This window comes from Desulfocicer vacuolatum DSM 3385 (assembly GCF_900176365.1).
GTDB classification, from domain to species: Bacteria; Desulfobacterota; Desulfobacteria; order Desulfobacterales; family Desulfobacteraceae; genus Desulfocicer; species Desulfocicer vacuolatum.
Map to the genome: position 1 here is coordinate 23,316 of NZ_FWXY01000027.1, position 15,019 is coordinate 38,334.

Annotated in this window: 8 protein-coding genes; all 8 read left to right on the forward strand. The window is 48.3% G+C overall.

What is annotated here, in order from left to right; all coding sequences use genetic code 11:
• Positions 1–93: 93 nt before the first annotated feature.
• Positions 94–3,591 (forward strand): pyruvate:ferredoxin (flavodoxin) oxidoreductase, encoded by a 3,498-nt coding sequence (gene nifJ / locus B9A32_RS18235; protein WP_084071415.1) that lies wholly within the window; start codon positions 94–96, stop codon positions 3,589–3,591.
• Between the two features lie 541 nt (positions 3,592–4,132).
• Positions 4,133–4,804 (forward strand): methylenetetrahydrofolate reductase C-terminal domain-containing protein, encoded by a 672-nt coding sequence (locus B9A32_RS18245; protein WP_084071398.1) that lies wholly within the window; start codon positions 4,133–4,135, stop codon positions 4,802–4,804.
• A gap of 50 nt (positions 4,805–4,854) precedes the next feature.
• Complete coding sequence (locus B9A32_RS18250) at positions 4,855–5,778, forward strand: methylenetetrahydrofolate reductase (protein WP_084071399.1); 924 nt, start codon at positions 4,855–4,857, stop codon at positions 5,776–5,778.
• A gap of 170 nt (positions 5,779–5,948) precedes the next feature.
• On the forward strand, positions 5,949–7,379 hold the full coding sequence (locus B9A32_RS18255; RefSeq protein ID WP_084071400.1) for an FAD-binding oxidoreductase: 1,431 nt from the start codon (positions 5,949–5,951) through the stop codon (positions 7,377–7,379).
• Between the two features lie 138 nt (positions 7,380–7,517).
• The gene (locus B9A32_RS18260) at positions 7,518–8,462 is read left to right on the forward strand and encodes a hydrogenase iron-sulfur subunit (RefSeq protein ID WP_084071401.1); all 945 of its coding nucleotides are present in this window, start codon (positions 7,518–7,520) and stop codon (positions 8,460–8,462) included.
• An 11-nt stretch (positions 8,463–8,473) separates the two neighbouring features.
• Positions 8,474–9,718, forward strand: a complete 1,245-nt coding sequence (locus B9A32_RS18265) for a nickel-dependent lactate racemase family protein (protein ID WP_084071402.1) — start codon at positions 8,474–8,476, stop codon at positions 9,716–9,718.
• 449 nt (positions 9,719–10,167) lie between these two features.
• Complete coding sequence (locus B9A32_RS18270; RefSeq protein WP_084071403.1) at positions 10,168–13,692, forward strand: cache domain-containing protein; 3,525 nt, start codon at positions 10,168–10,170, stop codon at positions 13,690–13,692.
• A 344-nt stretch (positions 13,693–14,036) separates the two neighbouring features.
• On the forward strand, positions 14,037–14,975 hold the full coding sequence (locus B9A32_RS18275) for a CoA transferase subunit A (protein ID WP_232367228.1): 939 nt from the start codon (positions 14,037–14,039) through the stop codon (positions 14,973–14,975).
• Positions 14,976–15,019: the final 44 nt, after the last annotated feature.

Genomic DNA, 15,019 nt, shown 5'->3' on the forward strand with positions numbered 1-15,019 from the left:
GATTTTAACAATACGGCCTGTTTGGCTGTTGAGGCAACCGTGCCCACAGGCGGTTTCCGAATTAATTTACTTCCGAGTGATAAAGGTGATTTTATGAAAAAGACAATGCAGACAATTGACGGGAATACTGCGGCAACCCATGTGGCCTATGCCATGAGTGAGATTGCCGGAATTTATCCCATCACCCCTTCAAGTCCCCTTGGCGAAATTGCAGACTCCTGGGCTGCAAAGGGAAGAAAAAATATTTTTGGTCAGGTGCTCAACATCAAACAGATGCAGTCCGAAGCCGGTGCAGCAGGCACCGTACACGGATCTCTTGCCGCAGGTGCGCTCACAACGACCTTTACTGCATCCCAGGGTCTTTTGCTTAAAATTCCAAATATGTACAAGATAGCAGGAGAGCTGCTTCCCTCTGTATTTCATGTCACGGCCAGGGCCGTTTCAGCCCACGCCCTGTCCATCTTTGGAGACCACCAGGATGTCATGGCGGCCCGCCAGACAGGATTTGCCATGCTGGCATCCTCTTCAGTGCAGGAATCCATGGATCTTGCACTGGTTGCACATCTTGCCACCCTTGAGGGACGGGTTCCTTTCATCCATTTCTACGACGGGTTCAGAACCTCCCACGAAATTCAGAAAATAGAGGTTATAGATTATGACGACATGGCCTCACTGATGAACTGGGACGCCTACCGGGAGTTCAAGGAACGGGCCATGAGTCCTGACAATCCCACCACCCGGGGAACGGCCCAAAATCCGGATATTTATTTCCAGGGCCGGGAAGCTGCCAACCTTTTTTATAACCAGATACCCGCCATCGTAAAGCAGTATATGGAAAAGGTGGAAAAACTAACGGGCAGGGCCTACAAATTGTTTGATTATGTGGGAGATCCCGAAGCAGACAGGATCATCGTGAGCATGGGCTCAAGCTGTGAAGCCATTGAGGAAACTGTGAACCGTCTGAACGAGGATGGTGAGCGGGTGGGGCTTGTCAAGGTACGTCTGTACAGACCCTTTGACACCCAGGCAATGATGGAGGCAATTCCAGCCACGGCAGAGACCATCACTGTCCTTGACAGGACCAAGGAACCCGGCAGCATAGGCGATCCCCTTTACATGGACGTATGTACTGCCTTCATGGAAAAAGGAGAAGGTCCCAGAATCATTGGCGGCCGTTACGGATTGGGCTCCAAGGAGTTCAATGCCCCCATGATCAAGGCGATATTTGACAACATGAAGAGTGTTGGTCCAAAGAACCATTTCACTGTGGGTATCAAGGATGATGTCACCGATTCTTCCCTGGAAGTTATTCCAGGGTTTAACCCTGCACCCGAGGGAACCGTTGGTGCAAAATTCTGGGGCCTTGGGTCCGACGGAACAGTTGGTGCCAACCAGAGTGCCATCAAGATCATCGGTGATAACACTGAAAAATATGCCCAGGGTTATTTTGCCTATGACTCCAAAAAATCCGGCGGTATCACCATTTCCCATCTGCGGTTTGGCGATGTTCCCATCCAGTCCACCTACCTTATCAACCGGGCCGATTTTGTGGCCTGCCATAAAGCCAATTATGTTCAGATCTATGACGTTCTTGAGGGACTCAGGGAAGGGGGAACCTTTTTGTTGAATTCTGCCTGGTCCATGGCAGACATGGAGATCAACATTCCCGGTGATGTCAGGCGGACAATTTATGACAAAAAATTAAATTTCTTCAATGTGGATGCCGTGAAAATCGCGGGCGAGGTGGGGCTTGGCAACAGAATCAATATGATCATGCAGACCTGTTTTTTCAAGCTTGCCAATGTGATCCCCTTTGAAAAGGCCATTGAGCTTCTCAAGGCCGATATTAAAAAGACTTACGGCAAAAAAGGCGATAAAATCGTCCAGATGAACATTGATGCCGTTGACAGAACCCTTGATAATCTTATTAAGATAGAGGTACCTGAATCCTGGGGCGCTGCATCGGGAAGCATGGACCCGGAACAGACGGCAAGCAGCTATGTTAACAATGTAATGCGTCCCATCCTTTCCCAGAAAGGTGATACACTTCCGGTGAGTGCCTTTACCCCGGACGGCCTCTTTCCCAACGCCACCAGCAAGTACGAAAAACGCGGGGTTGCCATCAACATTCCCGAGTGGATTGCCGAAAGCTGTATCCAGTGCAACCAGTGCGCCTTTGTTTGTCCCCATGCAGCCATCATTCCCATAGTTGCCACAGAAGAGGAACTCAAAAATGCGCCTGCAACCTTTGGCACTGTTCCCGGCAAAGGTAAAGATCTGAAAGAATATAGTTTCAGAATGCAGGTCAACCCCCTGGACTGCCAGGGATGCGGCAATTGTGCAGACATCTGCCCTGCCAAGGTTCCTGCCCTGGTGATGAAACCGCTGGCCACCCAGACAGCAACCGAAATTCCCAATCATACCTTTTCCCTTACCATTCCGTTCAAGGAATCCCTTGGCAAGCGCCAGACGGTGAAGGGAAGTCAGTTCTTCCAGCCCCTGCTTGAGTTCTCTGGAGCCTGTTCAGGGTGCGGAGAAACCCCCTACGTTAAGGTGTTAACCCAGCTCTTTGGGGAACGGATGACCATTGCCAATGCAACGGGTTGCAGCTCCATCTGGGGCGGTTCTGCCCCCACAGCACCCTATTGCACCAACAGTGATGGACGGGGTCCTGCATGGGCAAGCTCTTTGTTTGAGGATGCCGCCGAATACGGTTACGGCATGATGCTGGCCTTTGACAACCGAAGAAAAACCCTTGCCTCCATGGTGGAAAAGGCCCTTGATTCCGACATCAGCGAAGAGATCAAGGAGAACCTTGAAGGCTGGCTGAACGGCATGAACAATGCCGAAGCATCCCAATTATACAGCGACAAGCTCATGGATCAGCTGACCGGCAACACCGGTAATCAACTCCTTGACACTATTTACCGGGACAAAAATCTTCTTGTTAAAAAATCCCACTGGATTTTTGGCGGAGACGGCTGGGCCTATGATATCGGTTACGGTGGCCTTGACCATGTACTGGCTTCCGGTGATGATATCAATATTCTTGTGATGGATACAGAAGTTTACTCCAATACCGGTGGACAATCTTCCAAGGCAACACCCACCGGAGCCATTGCAAAATATGCGGCATCGGGAAAGAAAATCGGCAAAAAAGATCTGGGCAGAATGATCATGAGCTATGGTTATGTGTATGTGGCATCCATTTCCATGGGAGCCAGCAAACAGCAGACCATGAAGGCGCTTGTGGAGGCAGAAAGTTATCCCGGACCCTCCCTTGTCATCTGCTACGCACCTTGCATTAACCAGGGTATCAGAAAAGGGATGGGGAAAACCCAGCTTGAGTCCAAGTTGGCTGTGGAGTCAGGTTTCTGGCCACTATACAGGTTCAACCCACTGCTTGAACAGGAAGGTAAAAATCCATTTATTTTGGATTCCAAAGAACCCGACGGAACCATTCAGGAGTTCCTGGCCGGAGAAAATCGTTTTGCAGCCCTGGAAAAGAGCTTTCCGGAAGAGTCAAAACGTTTGAGAGCAAAAATTGAAACAGAAGTTAATGCCCGTTATGCAGCATTAAAAAAACTTTAATACAATTACCGGTATCCTTCATTGTCCGATGTTTACACCTTTTAAATCACTAACCTCATGCTTCAGAGTTTTCATTCCCGCCAAGGTGTAAATGATGTGAGGACATACGAAGGATACCCGGTTACCTTTATGTGCAAAACTCCAGTGTTTCATGTTGATATATTGGAGCGGGTTCAGGGGAGGGGTCAGGCTTGGCTTATGGGCATTATCTTTGAAATTCTCGACTTGTATAGACGGGGAATAATGCCCATAAGGCCAGGCCTGACCCCATTTTTTATAACTGCCATGTCTTGGCGGATACAACGAATATTACAATGGTATCATACCGCCGCCCCCCCGATGGGCAATGGGCCCGGACCGGAACTGTAGACAGCTCAATTGTCCGGTTCCTATTGCCCATCGGGGGGGCGGCTCTGCCTTAGGTTGCCTTGGAGGCTGCCTGCCATGGGCAAATCATATTGGGATTTGAGCTGCCCACAACAAAGCATGAAAAACCAATGGTTCACACGAGTTTTTCTTACAAAACAATGAAGGAGGATTCATGATCGTTGCAGAGCGAAAACCCTTTGACGAAATTAAAAATATGGTCTCAGGCTATAAAAGGGTTCTGATTCTCGGATGCGGCACCTGTGTTGCCGTCTGTCTGGCAGGAGGATCAAAAGAGGTTGAAACCTTGAACACAGAACTGAGCCTTGCACTGGGTAAAGATAAAATTAAATTTGGCACAAATACCATAGAACGGCAGTGCGACATGGAATTCCTTGAAGAGCTTGACACAGAAATCGGTGAGTATGACGCTGTTATATCCATGGCCTGCGGGGCCGGTATTCAGTTCCTTGCGCAACGATTTCCTGACAAACCTGTTTTTCCGGCGGTCAACACCTCTTTCATCGGCGTAAATCTGGATGTGGGGTGGTATGAGGAGAAATGTCGGGCCTGCGGTTCTTGCGTGCTTGGGATCACCGGGGGAATCTGCCCTGTTACCATGTGCGCCAAAAGCCTTTTTAACGGTCCCTGCGGCGGCACCAACCAGGGAAGTTGCGAAATAGACAAGGATCAGCCCTGTGCCTGGTATCAGATCTATGATCGTCTGGCTCTCCAGGGCAGGCTGGAACAGATAATTGAAATCTCTCCACCCAATGACTGGCGCAACCAGAAACCCGGAAAAGTGATCCAGCCCGGTTATGAGGAACGTGTCAAAGTCCAGAAATAATGATCCTCTGATTTTAAAAAAACGATTTACTACGTGAAGGAGAGATCCATATGAAATCAGGAAGTAACTTAGAGAAAATTCTTAAAGCCGGACACTTTGCCTTTACAGGGGAAGTGGGTCCGCCACGGGGCGCAAATGTTCAAGCGCTTCGGGAAAAGGTTGCCCATCTCAAGGGAAAAGTGGACATGGCCAATATCACAGACAACCAGACCGCCATGGTTCGAATGTCAAGCTGGGCCGCCGCCATGATCTGCATGCAGGAAGGGGTGGAACCCAATTTTCAAATGGTGTGCCGGGATCGAAACCGACTTGCCATGCAGGCCGATATTCTGGGGGCCTTTGCCCACGGTATCCGGAATATACTCTGTCTTTCAGGGGACCACCAGCAGTTTGGGGATCATCCCCAGTCCAAGGGAGTGTTTGATATCGACTCCATGCAGCTCATCGGCATGGTGAAAAAAATGAGGGATGAGGGCAAGTTTCTGGGCGGTGCAGATATTGACATTCCACCGAGAATGTTCATTGGCGCTGCTGCAAACCCCTTTGCCGAGCCATTTGAGTGGCGGGTCCATCGCCTGGCCAAAAAGGTGGCAGCCGGTGCTGATTTTATCCAGACCCAGTGCGTATTTAACATGGAAAAAATAAGGGAATGGATGCGCCGGGCCAATGATATGGGATTGACTGAAAAGGTGGCCATTCTGCCCGGTATCACTCCCATGAAGAGCATTGGTATGGCAAAATATATGAAAAATAAAGTTCCCGGAATGGACGTTCCTGAAAACATTATCAAACGACTCCAGGGGGTTGACCCCAAAATGGTTGCCGATGAGGGCATCAAAATCGCATGTGAACAGATCCAGGAATTTAAAGAGATGAAAGGTGTTGCAGGGGTTCATCTCATGGCCATTGAGTGGGAACACAAGGTTCCAGAGATTGCAGAACGTGCAGGTGTATTGCCAAGACCTGAAGTTTAAAAAAATGGCTCATGACGAACTTAGCATATCGGAAAGGAGTCAGCCGTGCGTTAGCGGCGTTATCTCCAAAAGCCATTGTGTTCCCACAATAACACTGGATAGCGCCAATAACACAAGCCTGACCCCATGGGCAAACCATGAGCCAAAAAGATAATTCAAGGAGAAGGGTAATGAAAAAAATTGATGTACCCATACTTAAAAACATTGTTGGAGAAGAAAACATATCCACTGATCCGGCAGACCTCTTTATTTACGGTTCAGACTCTTCGGTTCATTCTGCCAGACCCTGGGTGGTGGTAAGACCCGGAGACACACAACAAGTCCAACAAATCATGGCATATGCAAACCAAGAAAAAATTCCCGTGGTCACCCGGGGAGGCGGCTCGGGAATGTGTGGGCAGACCGTTCCGGTCCAGGGCGGTATCACCCTGGACATGAAACGCATGAACAAAATTCTTGAAATCAATGCCCCGGATGTATTTTGCAGGGTTCAACCGGGTGTGGTGGATGACGATCTCAACAAGGCCTTGAGCCCTTTTGGTGTCTTTTATCCCCCCACCCCCGCCTCCAGCCGCATTGCCACCATCGGCGGTGAGATCGGAAACAACGCAAGCGGGGTACGCTCGGTTAAATACGGAGCCACCCGGGACAGTGTCCTTGGACTGAAGGTGGTATTGGCAGACGGAAGCCTTGTCACTCTTGGTGCAAGAACAAGGGTGGAGGCCACAGGCTACCAGGTCCATAAACTGATGGTGGGATCAGAAGGCACTCTTGGGGTGGTGGTGGAAGCCACCTTAAGCTTTGTGCCCATCCCGAAATTCAGGTGTCTTGGCATGGCCAACTTTGACAGGCTTGAAGATGCAGGCACTGCCATTGCCGACATCATGGCAAGCGGGGTGGTCCCTTCCATGCTGGAACTGGTGGACAGCGTTGCCATCAAGGCTGTGAACAAAACCATGGATCTGGGACTGCCCGAGGTTGAGGCCGTGTTACTCTATGAGGCCGACGGTATGGTAAAGGAAGCTGTGGACTATGAGATCAATACCATGCAAGAGGTGTGTAAAAACAACGGCGGCACAGGGCTCACCAGCAGTTATGACGCCAAGGAACGGGCCAAAATATTTCTTGGCAGAAAAAAATTATTCCCGGCCCTGTCAAAATTCAGCGATGCACTTTCAAGCACCTCCCTTGCCGATGACATGGCTGTTCCCTACTCTAAGATGGCTGAAACGGCAAAAATGATCCATGAGATTGCCGCCAGGAACAACATCATCATGACCGCCTACGGCCATTGCGGTTCCGGTTGCATGCACACCAAGATCCTCATGGCCCCCAACCGGCAAGACCAGTGGGAATCGGCAAAAAGAGCGGTGGCTGAAATCTACGAATATGTCCGCTCGGTCAAGGGAACCACGTCGGCGGAACACGGCATCGGTATCTCCAAGGCATCGGCCTTTAAAGCGGAAAAAAATGACAGCCTGAAATTGATGATAAACATGAAAAAAGCCTTTGACCCCAACAATATCCTCAACCCCGGCAAGCTGATGGATGCCCATGAAGACTGGGTAACAGCAACGGATCTGAGATATACGGTTGCTTGACATTGACCTTGAACGTAATAAAGTGCACGGACAAAAATTTATTCCTGTTCTACAGTTAAATACCACCTGTCATCAAATTAAATTATTTGATGTATTAAGGAAAAAAACAATGCCCTGCCACTGAATGGAGCCTCACCCATGGAAATAAGACCGTTTGAAACCAAACACCTTGATAAATGGAAATCCACCTTGGACAGCTGTATCCGCTGCGGTTACTGCTACGAGCACTGTCCTGTTTTTAAAGATACCCGATGGGAATCCAACAGCCCCCGGGGAAAAATGATCATGATCTATGGTTTGCTCTCGGGCAAGCTTGACCCGTCAACCTATATTGCGGACAAAATCTCCTCCTGCTTTTACTGCGGACGATGCAATGCTGCCTGCTCAAGCGGTGTGACCCTCACCGATATCATCACCGATGCAAAACGAGATTTCCAAGGCACCGAGTTTGAAACCCCCGGCAGCACCTCTGTGACCAACACGGATTGCGCCGCCTGCCTTGCCTGTGTCAGAATATGTCCCCATGAAGCAAGGGAATTTATCAACGGCAAAATCGTCACAGACACGGTAAAATGCCAAAGTTGCGGCATCTGTGTGGATGTTTGCCCCAACAAGGCCGTTGCCACCAACCTGAGCTACGGTACTGACCGCTCTTCCCTGAACCGGGAAATCAGAACCTTTCTTGAAAAAGATAATGGTAAGGCCATTATCTTTGGGTGCAACTGGTCCTATTACCCCGATTTTCAATCTTCTGTCATGGACCCTGAAACACCCCCTGAGTACAAAATCCTGATTAACATGTGTGGCGGTCGGCTGGAAAAGCCACTGCTGCTGGAACCGTTTCTCCAAAACGCCTGGGGAGTGCTTGTGGCCTGCTGCCCGGACGGAGATTGTGAACATGACGGTAATGTAAAGGCAAAAACCCATGTGGCAGCCCTTCGGGAATTTCTCAAAGAGATGGATATGGATGAAAATAGAATCCAGCTTGTTCAGATCGCCCATGGCGACAAGGCAGGATTTCAGAGCGCCATTGACAAATTCATGGAAAATTTGAACACACTTGGACCCTTAAACCGGCAATAAGGAGAAACATCATGCAGATAAAGGTGCCCTACGGAAAAAATGGAGAAGAAACGGCAACCATGGGTGAGCATCTTGATACACGCTTTCTCGAAGCCAACGAAGTCGAGATCCTGGAGCCTGAAATGCTCCTGAATCATTCACTGGATATCCCCATTAACAGCCCGAATCTCACCGATTTTCTGGCAGATGCCCGGGATATTCTGGTGATTGTCAATGACGCCACCCGGCCCACCCCCACCAGACAGGTGATGGACGTCATTTACGATAAGATCTCCCATCTTCCGGTGAAGTACATCATTGCCACCGGGGCCCACCGGGGGCCCAGCCATGAAGAATATCTCCAGATTTTCGGGGATCACTATGAAAAAATAAAAGAGGACATTCTTGTCCATGATGCCAAAAAATCCGAAGATATGGTGTTTCTGGGAAAAAGCAGCAACGGTACAGAAATGTATGTGAACAAGGCCGGGGTTGAAGCCCATAAAATCATCATTATCGGGTCTGTGGAACCCCATTACTTTGCCGGGTACACCGGCGGAAGAAAATCCTTTTTACCGGGAATTGCCGGATTCAACACCATTGAGCAGAACCACAAGCTGGCCCTGGTACCCGAAGCCCGGGCCCTGGCCCTTGAGGGCAACCCGGTGCACGAAGACATGGTGGATGCACTTAAGGTTGTGAAAAAGGAGATATTTGCCATCATGACAGTGCTTGATAAAAACCACAGCATCTATGCCGTCACCGCAGGTGATATTCATGATTCCTTTATGGAGGCAACACACAAAGCCAATGAGGTGTTTGCCGCCCCCATAGAGGAGAAGGCGGACATTGTGGTATCAGTGGTGAAATTCCCCGGGGATATTGACCTGTACCAGGCCCAGAAAGGCATAGACAATGCAAAGCTTGCCCTTAAAAAAAGCGGCATCCTGATCCTTGTGGCCAAGTGCCGCTGCGGCATCGGCGGCAAGACCTTTGCAGATCTTCTGGGCAGCTGCGACACCCCCCAGGAGGTGCTGGACACCATTGAAAAGGGCTATAAGCTGGGATATCACAAGGCTGCCAAAATGGCGGAAATCGGCATCTGGGCACAGATGTGGGCCGTGACCAATGTGGCTCCTGAAACCATTGAAAAACTTCTTATCCGCCCCTTTTCCTCACTCCAGGATGCCCTGGATAAGGCAATTGAAATAAAAGGTGATTCAGCAAAAATTTTATTTCTCATGGACGGCGGTCTCACCGTTCCCATGGTTGATTGAAAAAATACATTCCAGGCATAAAATTAAAAGAGCAGACAAGGTCTTTTCGGCCCTGGCTGCTCTTTTTTTACTCAACTTTCGGTGTTCACATTTCGTGGTGGGGTCAGGCTTTCGTTATTGACATTATCGAGGCTTTTTTCGTTGGCAAAGGCGTTGGTCGATAACATCAATAACAAAAGCCTGACCCCGTCGGCACACTGACCCCATCGGTACATTTAAAAATGCCGGCTTTGAAATGAAGCCCGAAAGTTGAATTTTTTACATACCTATCATTGTTTGAACCCGAACCCCACCATCCACTGCATATTTAAAGATAATTTCTCCTGTAAATTTTCTTTTAATTCTTCCCTTTTAAAATATATCCTTTCTTGACAAAGGGTATCATCTTGGCTTACATCTGTCCCTGATCCAATATCAAAGATACATCAATACAAACCTGGGACAAAACAATGAAGACCAAGAAAAATTTCGGAGGCTTGCACCGACTGTCCATTAGATCAAAGCTTTTCTGGAGCTATTTTCTCACCATGCTCCTGACCATTTCCCTGGCCGGGTGGATCATGTCCTCTGTTATTCGCAATGCCATCGAAACCAGCATTGAAAGCGAATTGTCCAATTCCACCACCACCATTTTGAACCTTGTGGAAAGCACCACCAACGCCTCCATAAAAAATCTCCTGCGTGCGGTTGCCGAAAAAAACCTGGACATTGTCCGGGATTTTCATCGCCGGTATAAAAAAGGAGAACTCAGCGAAAAAGCCGCAAAAAAACAGGCCCGCCAGGTGTTACTCAGCCAGACCATCGGCAGCACCGGGTATATCTATTGCCTTGACAGCCGGGGAACCATAAAAGTGCATCCCAACAAGGCATTAATCGGGGAAAATATTTCTCAATATACCTTTGTTAAAGATCAGATGCAGCAAAAAGAGGGTTATATCACATATGAATGGACAAGCCCCGGTGAAGAGATTCCCAAAAATAAGGCTCTGTATATGGTTCATTTTACTCCCTGGGACTGGATCATCTCGGTCTCTTCCTATCGGGAAGAGTTTATCCAGCTCATAAAAACCAGGGACTTTGAACAAAGTGTAAATGATCTGCGTTTCGGAATAACCGGATATGCCTATATTGTAGACGGCAAGGGAAACTTTCTGGTCCACCCCACCCTCCAGGGTACCAATATCAAGGCCCCTGAAAATATTGACGGAAAAGAATTTGTACAGGAGATGATCCGTAAAAAAAACGGACGTATTATCTACAGGTGGCAAAATCCCGGGGAAAAACACCCCAGGGAAAAACTGGTAATCTACAATCATATTCCCGAACTGGACTGGATTGTGGCATCTTCCAGCTATCTTGACGAATTCTATTCGCCCCTGGCGACAATCAACTATACTATTTTTTCGGTTGCTTTTGTAATTTTGATTCTGGCTTTTTTAATCACCTTTTATCTTGGAAAATCCATAATAACCCCCCTTTATCAACTTATCAGCCATTTCAAGGTTGATTCCCAAGGGGACTTTTCCCGGCGAATGACCATTGACAGCGGAGGGGAAATCGGGGAGCTTGCCGGCTGCTACAATAATTTTATGGAACGGCTGGAAGGTTATCACCGGAAACTACAGATTTCAGAAGAAAATTTCAGGGGAATTTTTGAAGGGGCTGTGGAAGGCATATTCAAATCCACTGCCGACGGGGACATTGTCACTCTGAACTCTTCTTTGGCACTTATGCTGGGTTATGAAACGCCGGAAGCGCTCATGGCAGCCACGAACAACCGGGTGGACCCGCTGTTTGTGGAAAAAAAGAGCGCCGTCCACCTTATGTCTGTCCTGAAGAACAAGGGACACCTCACCTTTTATGAAGCCAGGCTGTATAAAAAAGACCGCAGCATCATCTGGGTTTCCCTGTCCATCCGGGGCATCTGGGAACAAGGAGTCCTGACCTTTGTTGAGGGCTTTGTGAATGACATTTCAGATCAGAAGCGATTCAGAAAAGAGCTGATAAAACGGCAAACGGAAATTGAAGAAAAAAATATCATCCTGGAAGGACAAACCGCGGAATTAAGACGATTGAGTGCCATTAAAGATGATTTTCTGGCCATGACCACCCATGAACTGCGAACCCCGCTCCATGGAATGATCGGCATTGCAGATTCCTTGATTAATGATTCAAAAAACCCCTTGTCACCCGGAATTAAATCAGACCTTGAAATCATTGTGTCCAGCGGCATGCGCCTGTCCAACCTGGTGAACGATCTGTTGGTGGCTTCCAAACTTAAACAAAAGGAGATTAAACTTCATCTTCGCCCCCTTGATCTTGGTAAAACAGTGAATCTTGTCATGGGCATTCATCGCCCACTGCTCCAAAACGCCCACTTAACCCTTGAAAACCTCATCCCGGACAACACATTTGTGATGGCCGACGAAGAGCGCCTACAACAAATCCTCCACAACCTCATTGGCAATGCCGTTAAATTTTCCGATGGAGGGAAAATTGTTGTGTCAACCAAAATCGGAAGCCGGGTGGAAATCCATGTTTCAGACACCGGCATCGGCATTGAAAAAGAAAAGATTGAAACGATTTTCCTGCCCTTTGAACAGGGAGATTATTCAGCAACCCGCCAATACCCGGGAACGGGCCTTGGGCTATCCATTGCCCGGCAGCTGGTGGTGCTCCACGGCGGAGAATTACATGTGAAAAGTGAACCGGACAGGGGATCTGTTTTTACCTTTACCCTCACCCCGTCACCGGAGCCCCCTGTCCGGGAAAGACAACCGGTGGCAAAAATAGTGGAAGTGGGCCCAATGCCTGTGGATCTACCGGCTTTGGAAAATAAAGCAAAAAGTGTCCATGAAATCGTTGTGGTGGATGATGATCCGGTGAACCTTCATATTGTATCCCGCCAGTTAACCATGTCCGGATACCGGGCCATGACCTTTACCACAGGCAGTACAGCCGTGGATTATATACTTAACAACAATCCCTGTATGGTTCTGTTGGATTTGATGATGCCGGGAATGGACGGCTTCCGGGTGTGCGAAATTCTCCGGGAACGCCATGGCATGGACGAACTGCCCATTATTCTGCTCACGGCCAGAAATCAGGTCACAGATCTGCTCCAGGGTTTTGCCAAAGGTGCCAATGATTATCTAACCAAACCCTTTTCAAAAAAAGAACTCATTGCCAGGGTTGAAACCCAGCTACGTCTGCTGGCAGCCAAGGACCGCCTGGTTAACCTTCGCAGATTCATGAACCGCATCGCAAGCTATGTGGATACGGATCATCTATTCAAGGAGGTCTTTAATACCATCACCGGGGAATCGCCGTTTCAACATGCCGTACTGTTATCCAACGAAAAAATCATGGCCACAGCAGGTAACGGAGACTCCTTTGACCGGAGTTTTCCTGCCCCTGTTCCGTCCATGGGTGAGTCGGAAATGAAAAAACGAGACAGCAAAATTTCGGTTATCAATGATAATGACACCCAATGGATTTCCATCCAGGCCAGGGGCATGGAACGCTACCGGATTATTGTGCAGCCGGATACCCCTCCCACCCGGGAAAACATGGAATATATTCGCAACTTGATCACCCAGGTGCGCATCATCCGTAATGGAATCACCCGGTTCGCATTTGATCCCAACCTCTCAAAGGAGATCTATACCATCGGTTCCATGCTGCAAAAAATTTTATATATTCAGGCTGCCAGACAATACTGCATCGTACACACTGAAAACAAAAAAGTTGAGCTGAGGCTTTCTCTTAAAGAGATTACCTTGAGATTCAACGATGAGCAATTACTCCAGGTTCATAGATCATATCTTGTCAACCCCACCCATGTTGTTTCCATAAAACTTTCCAAAAAAAAGGGGATGGAAATCTGTCTTCTCCGGGGCCGGGTGCCTGTGGGGGGAAGCTACAAATCAACGATTCTGGATGCCTTTCCCGGCCGGGTTCCGCTCCCGGATTAATTTACTTCCGGGCAATCCGGAATTTCGTTCCAAATTCCGTCCCCCCGGCCCCATCTATGCAAATTTTTTTATCCTTTAATAACAGGCTGTTAAGCACAATAAATTCTCAAAATACCTCCAATTTAGTTCCAAACATCCAAAGGTTTGGCAACATTGAACTTGATATAGTCTGAAATTGAATTCAACCTCTATAATTGTAGATTGTCACACGTTCGTTATCGGTTAGAGGAATTTCAATCAACATATCATAATTGGGGATACAGCTTATGTTATGGACGGGATTATCACCGGATGAAGCAAGGACATATCTGGAAGAAAAAGACAAATCCAAACGCGACAAAAGAATGACAATGACAGAGGCTGTGAAGCGCTTTGTCAAGGACGGCGACAACATCGGTGTGGGTGGTTTTGTAAACAGCCGCCAGCCGGTGGCCATTGCCCATGAAATTATCCGGCAGGGGAGAAAAGATCTTATCCTTTCCTTTCAATCAGCAGGTCTTGTGCCGGATTATCTGCTCGGCGCAATGGCCCTTAAACCGGATCATTTATCGGTGCAACGCATGGAGTTCGCCTACAACGGGCATGAATATGCCGGTACCTCATCCATGCTGAGGTACATGACGGAAAATGAAAAAATATTCATTGAAGACTGGACCAATTTCAGCATGTCCGCTCGATTTAAAACAGCTTCCATGGGTCTTCCCTTTATGCCCATCCGCAGCGGCCAGGGCGGCGATATTGAAAAGTGTAACCGTTCCCAGGTCATTGAATGCCCTTTTTCCAAACGGGATATCCTGTTGATACCGGCCTGCCACCCGGATGTGGGTATTCTCCATGTTCAAGAGGCTGATATTTATGGAAACTGCCGGATTAAAGGACAGACCTTTACCTGCCCTGAAATCGCCATGGCTTCAAAAAATGTGATTGTAACCTGTGAAAAACTGGTGGATCATCAAATCATCGCCATGGATCCCACCCGTACATCCATTCCGTTCTTTGCCGTGGATGCGGTTGTTGAGATACCCTTTGGATGCTATCCCACAGTGTGTCATGATGTCCATTATTATGACAAAATCCATCTGGAGCATTTCAAAGGCCTGACAGATGCATTTCGCAAAGGAGACAGAGAAAGCCTGGCCGCCTATTACGACACCTATATCTTTGACGTTGCAGACACCGATGAATTCATTGGTAAGATCCCGTATAAACAACTGAAATATGCCCGGCAAACCGAATCGCGGAGTCTGGAACTGCAGACCCGGTTAACACCGCCTGCTGCCTGATATTTTATGAAACAAATCCCTTTTCCAGGGAAATTTTTCTTAAA

Coding starts and splice junctions, on each gene's coding strand:
- nifJ (WP_084071415.1), top strand. CDS start 94: ATGAAAAAGACAATGCAGACAATTGACGGGAATACTGCGGCAACCCAT.
- B9A32_RS18255 (WP_084071400.1), top strand. CDS start 5,949: ATGAAAAAAATTGATGTACCCATACTTAAAAACATTGTTGGAGAAGAA.
- B9A32_RS18265 (WP_084071402.1), top strand. CDS start 8,474: ATGCAGATAAAGGTGCCCTACGGAAAAAATGGAGAAGAAACGGCAACC.
- B9A32_RS18275 (WP_232367228.1), top strand. CDS start 14,037: ATGACAATGACAGAGGCTGTGAAGCGCTTTGTCAAGGACGGCGACAAC.
- B9A32_RS18245 (WP_084071398.1), top strand. CDS start 4,133: ATGATCGTTGCAGAGCGAAAACCCTTTGACGAAATTAAAAATATGGTC.
- B9A32_RS18260 (WP_084071401.1), top strand. CDS start 7,518: ATGGAAATAAGACCGTTTGAAACCAAACACCTTGATAAATGGAAATCC.
- B9A32_RS18270 (WP_084071403.1), top strand. CDS start 10,168: ATGAAGACCAAGAAAAATTTCGGAGGCTTGCACCGACTGTCCATTAGA.
- B9A32_RS18250 (WP_084071399.1), top strand. CDS start 4,855: ATGAAATCAGGAAGTAACTTAGAGAAAATTCTTAAAGCCGGACACTTT.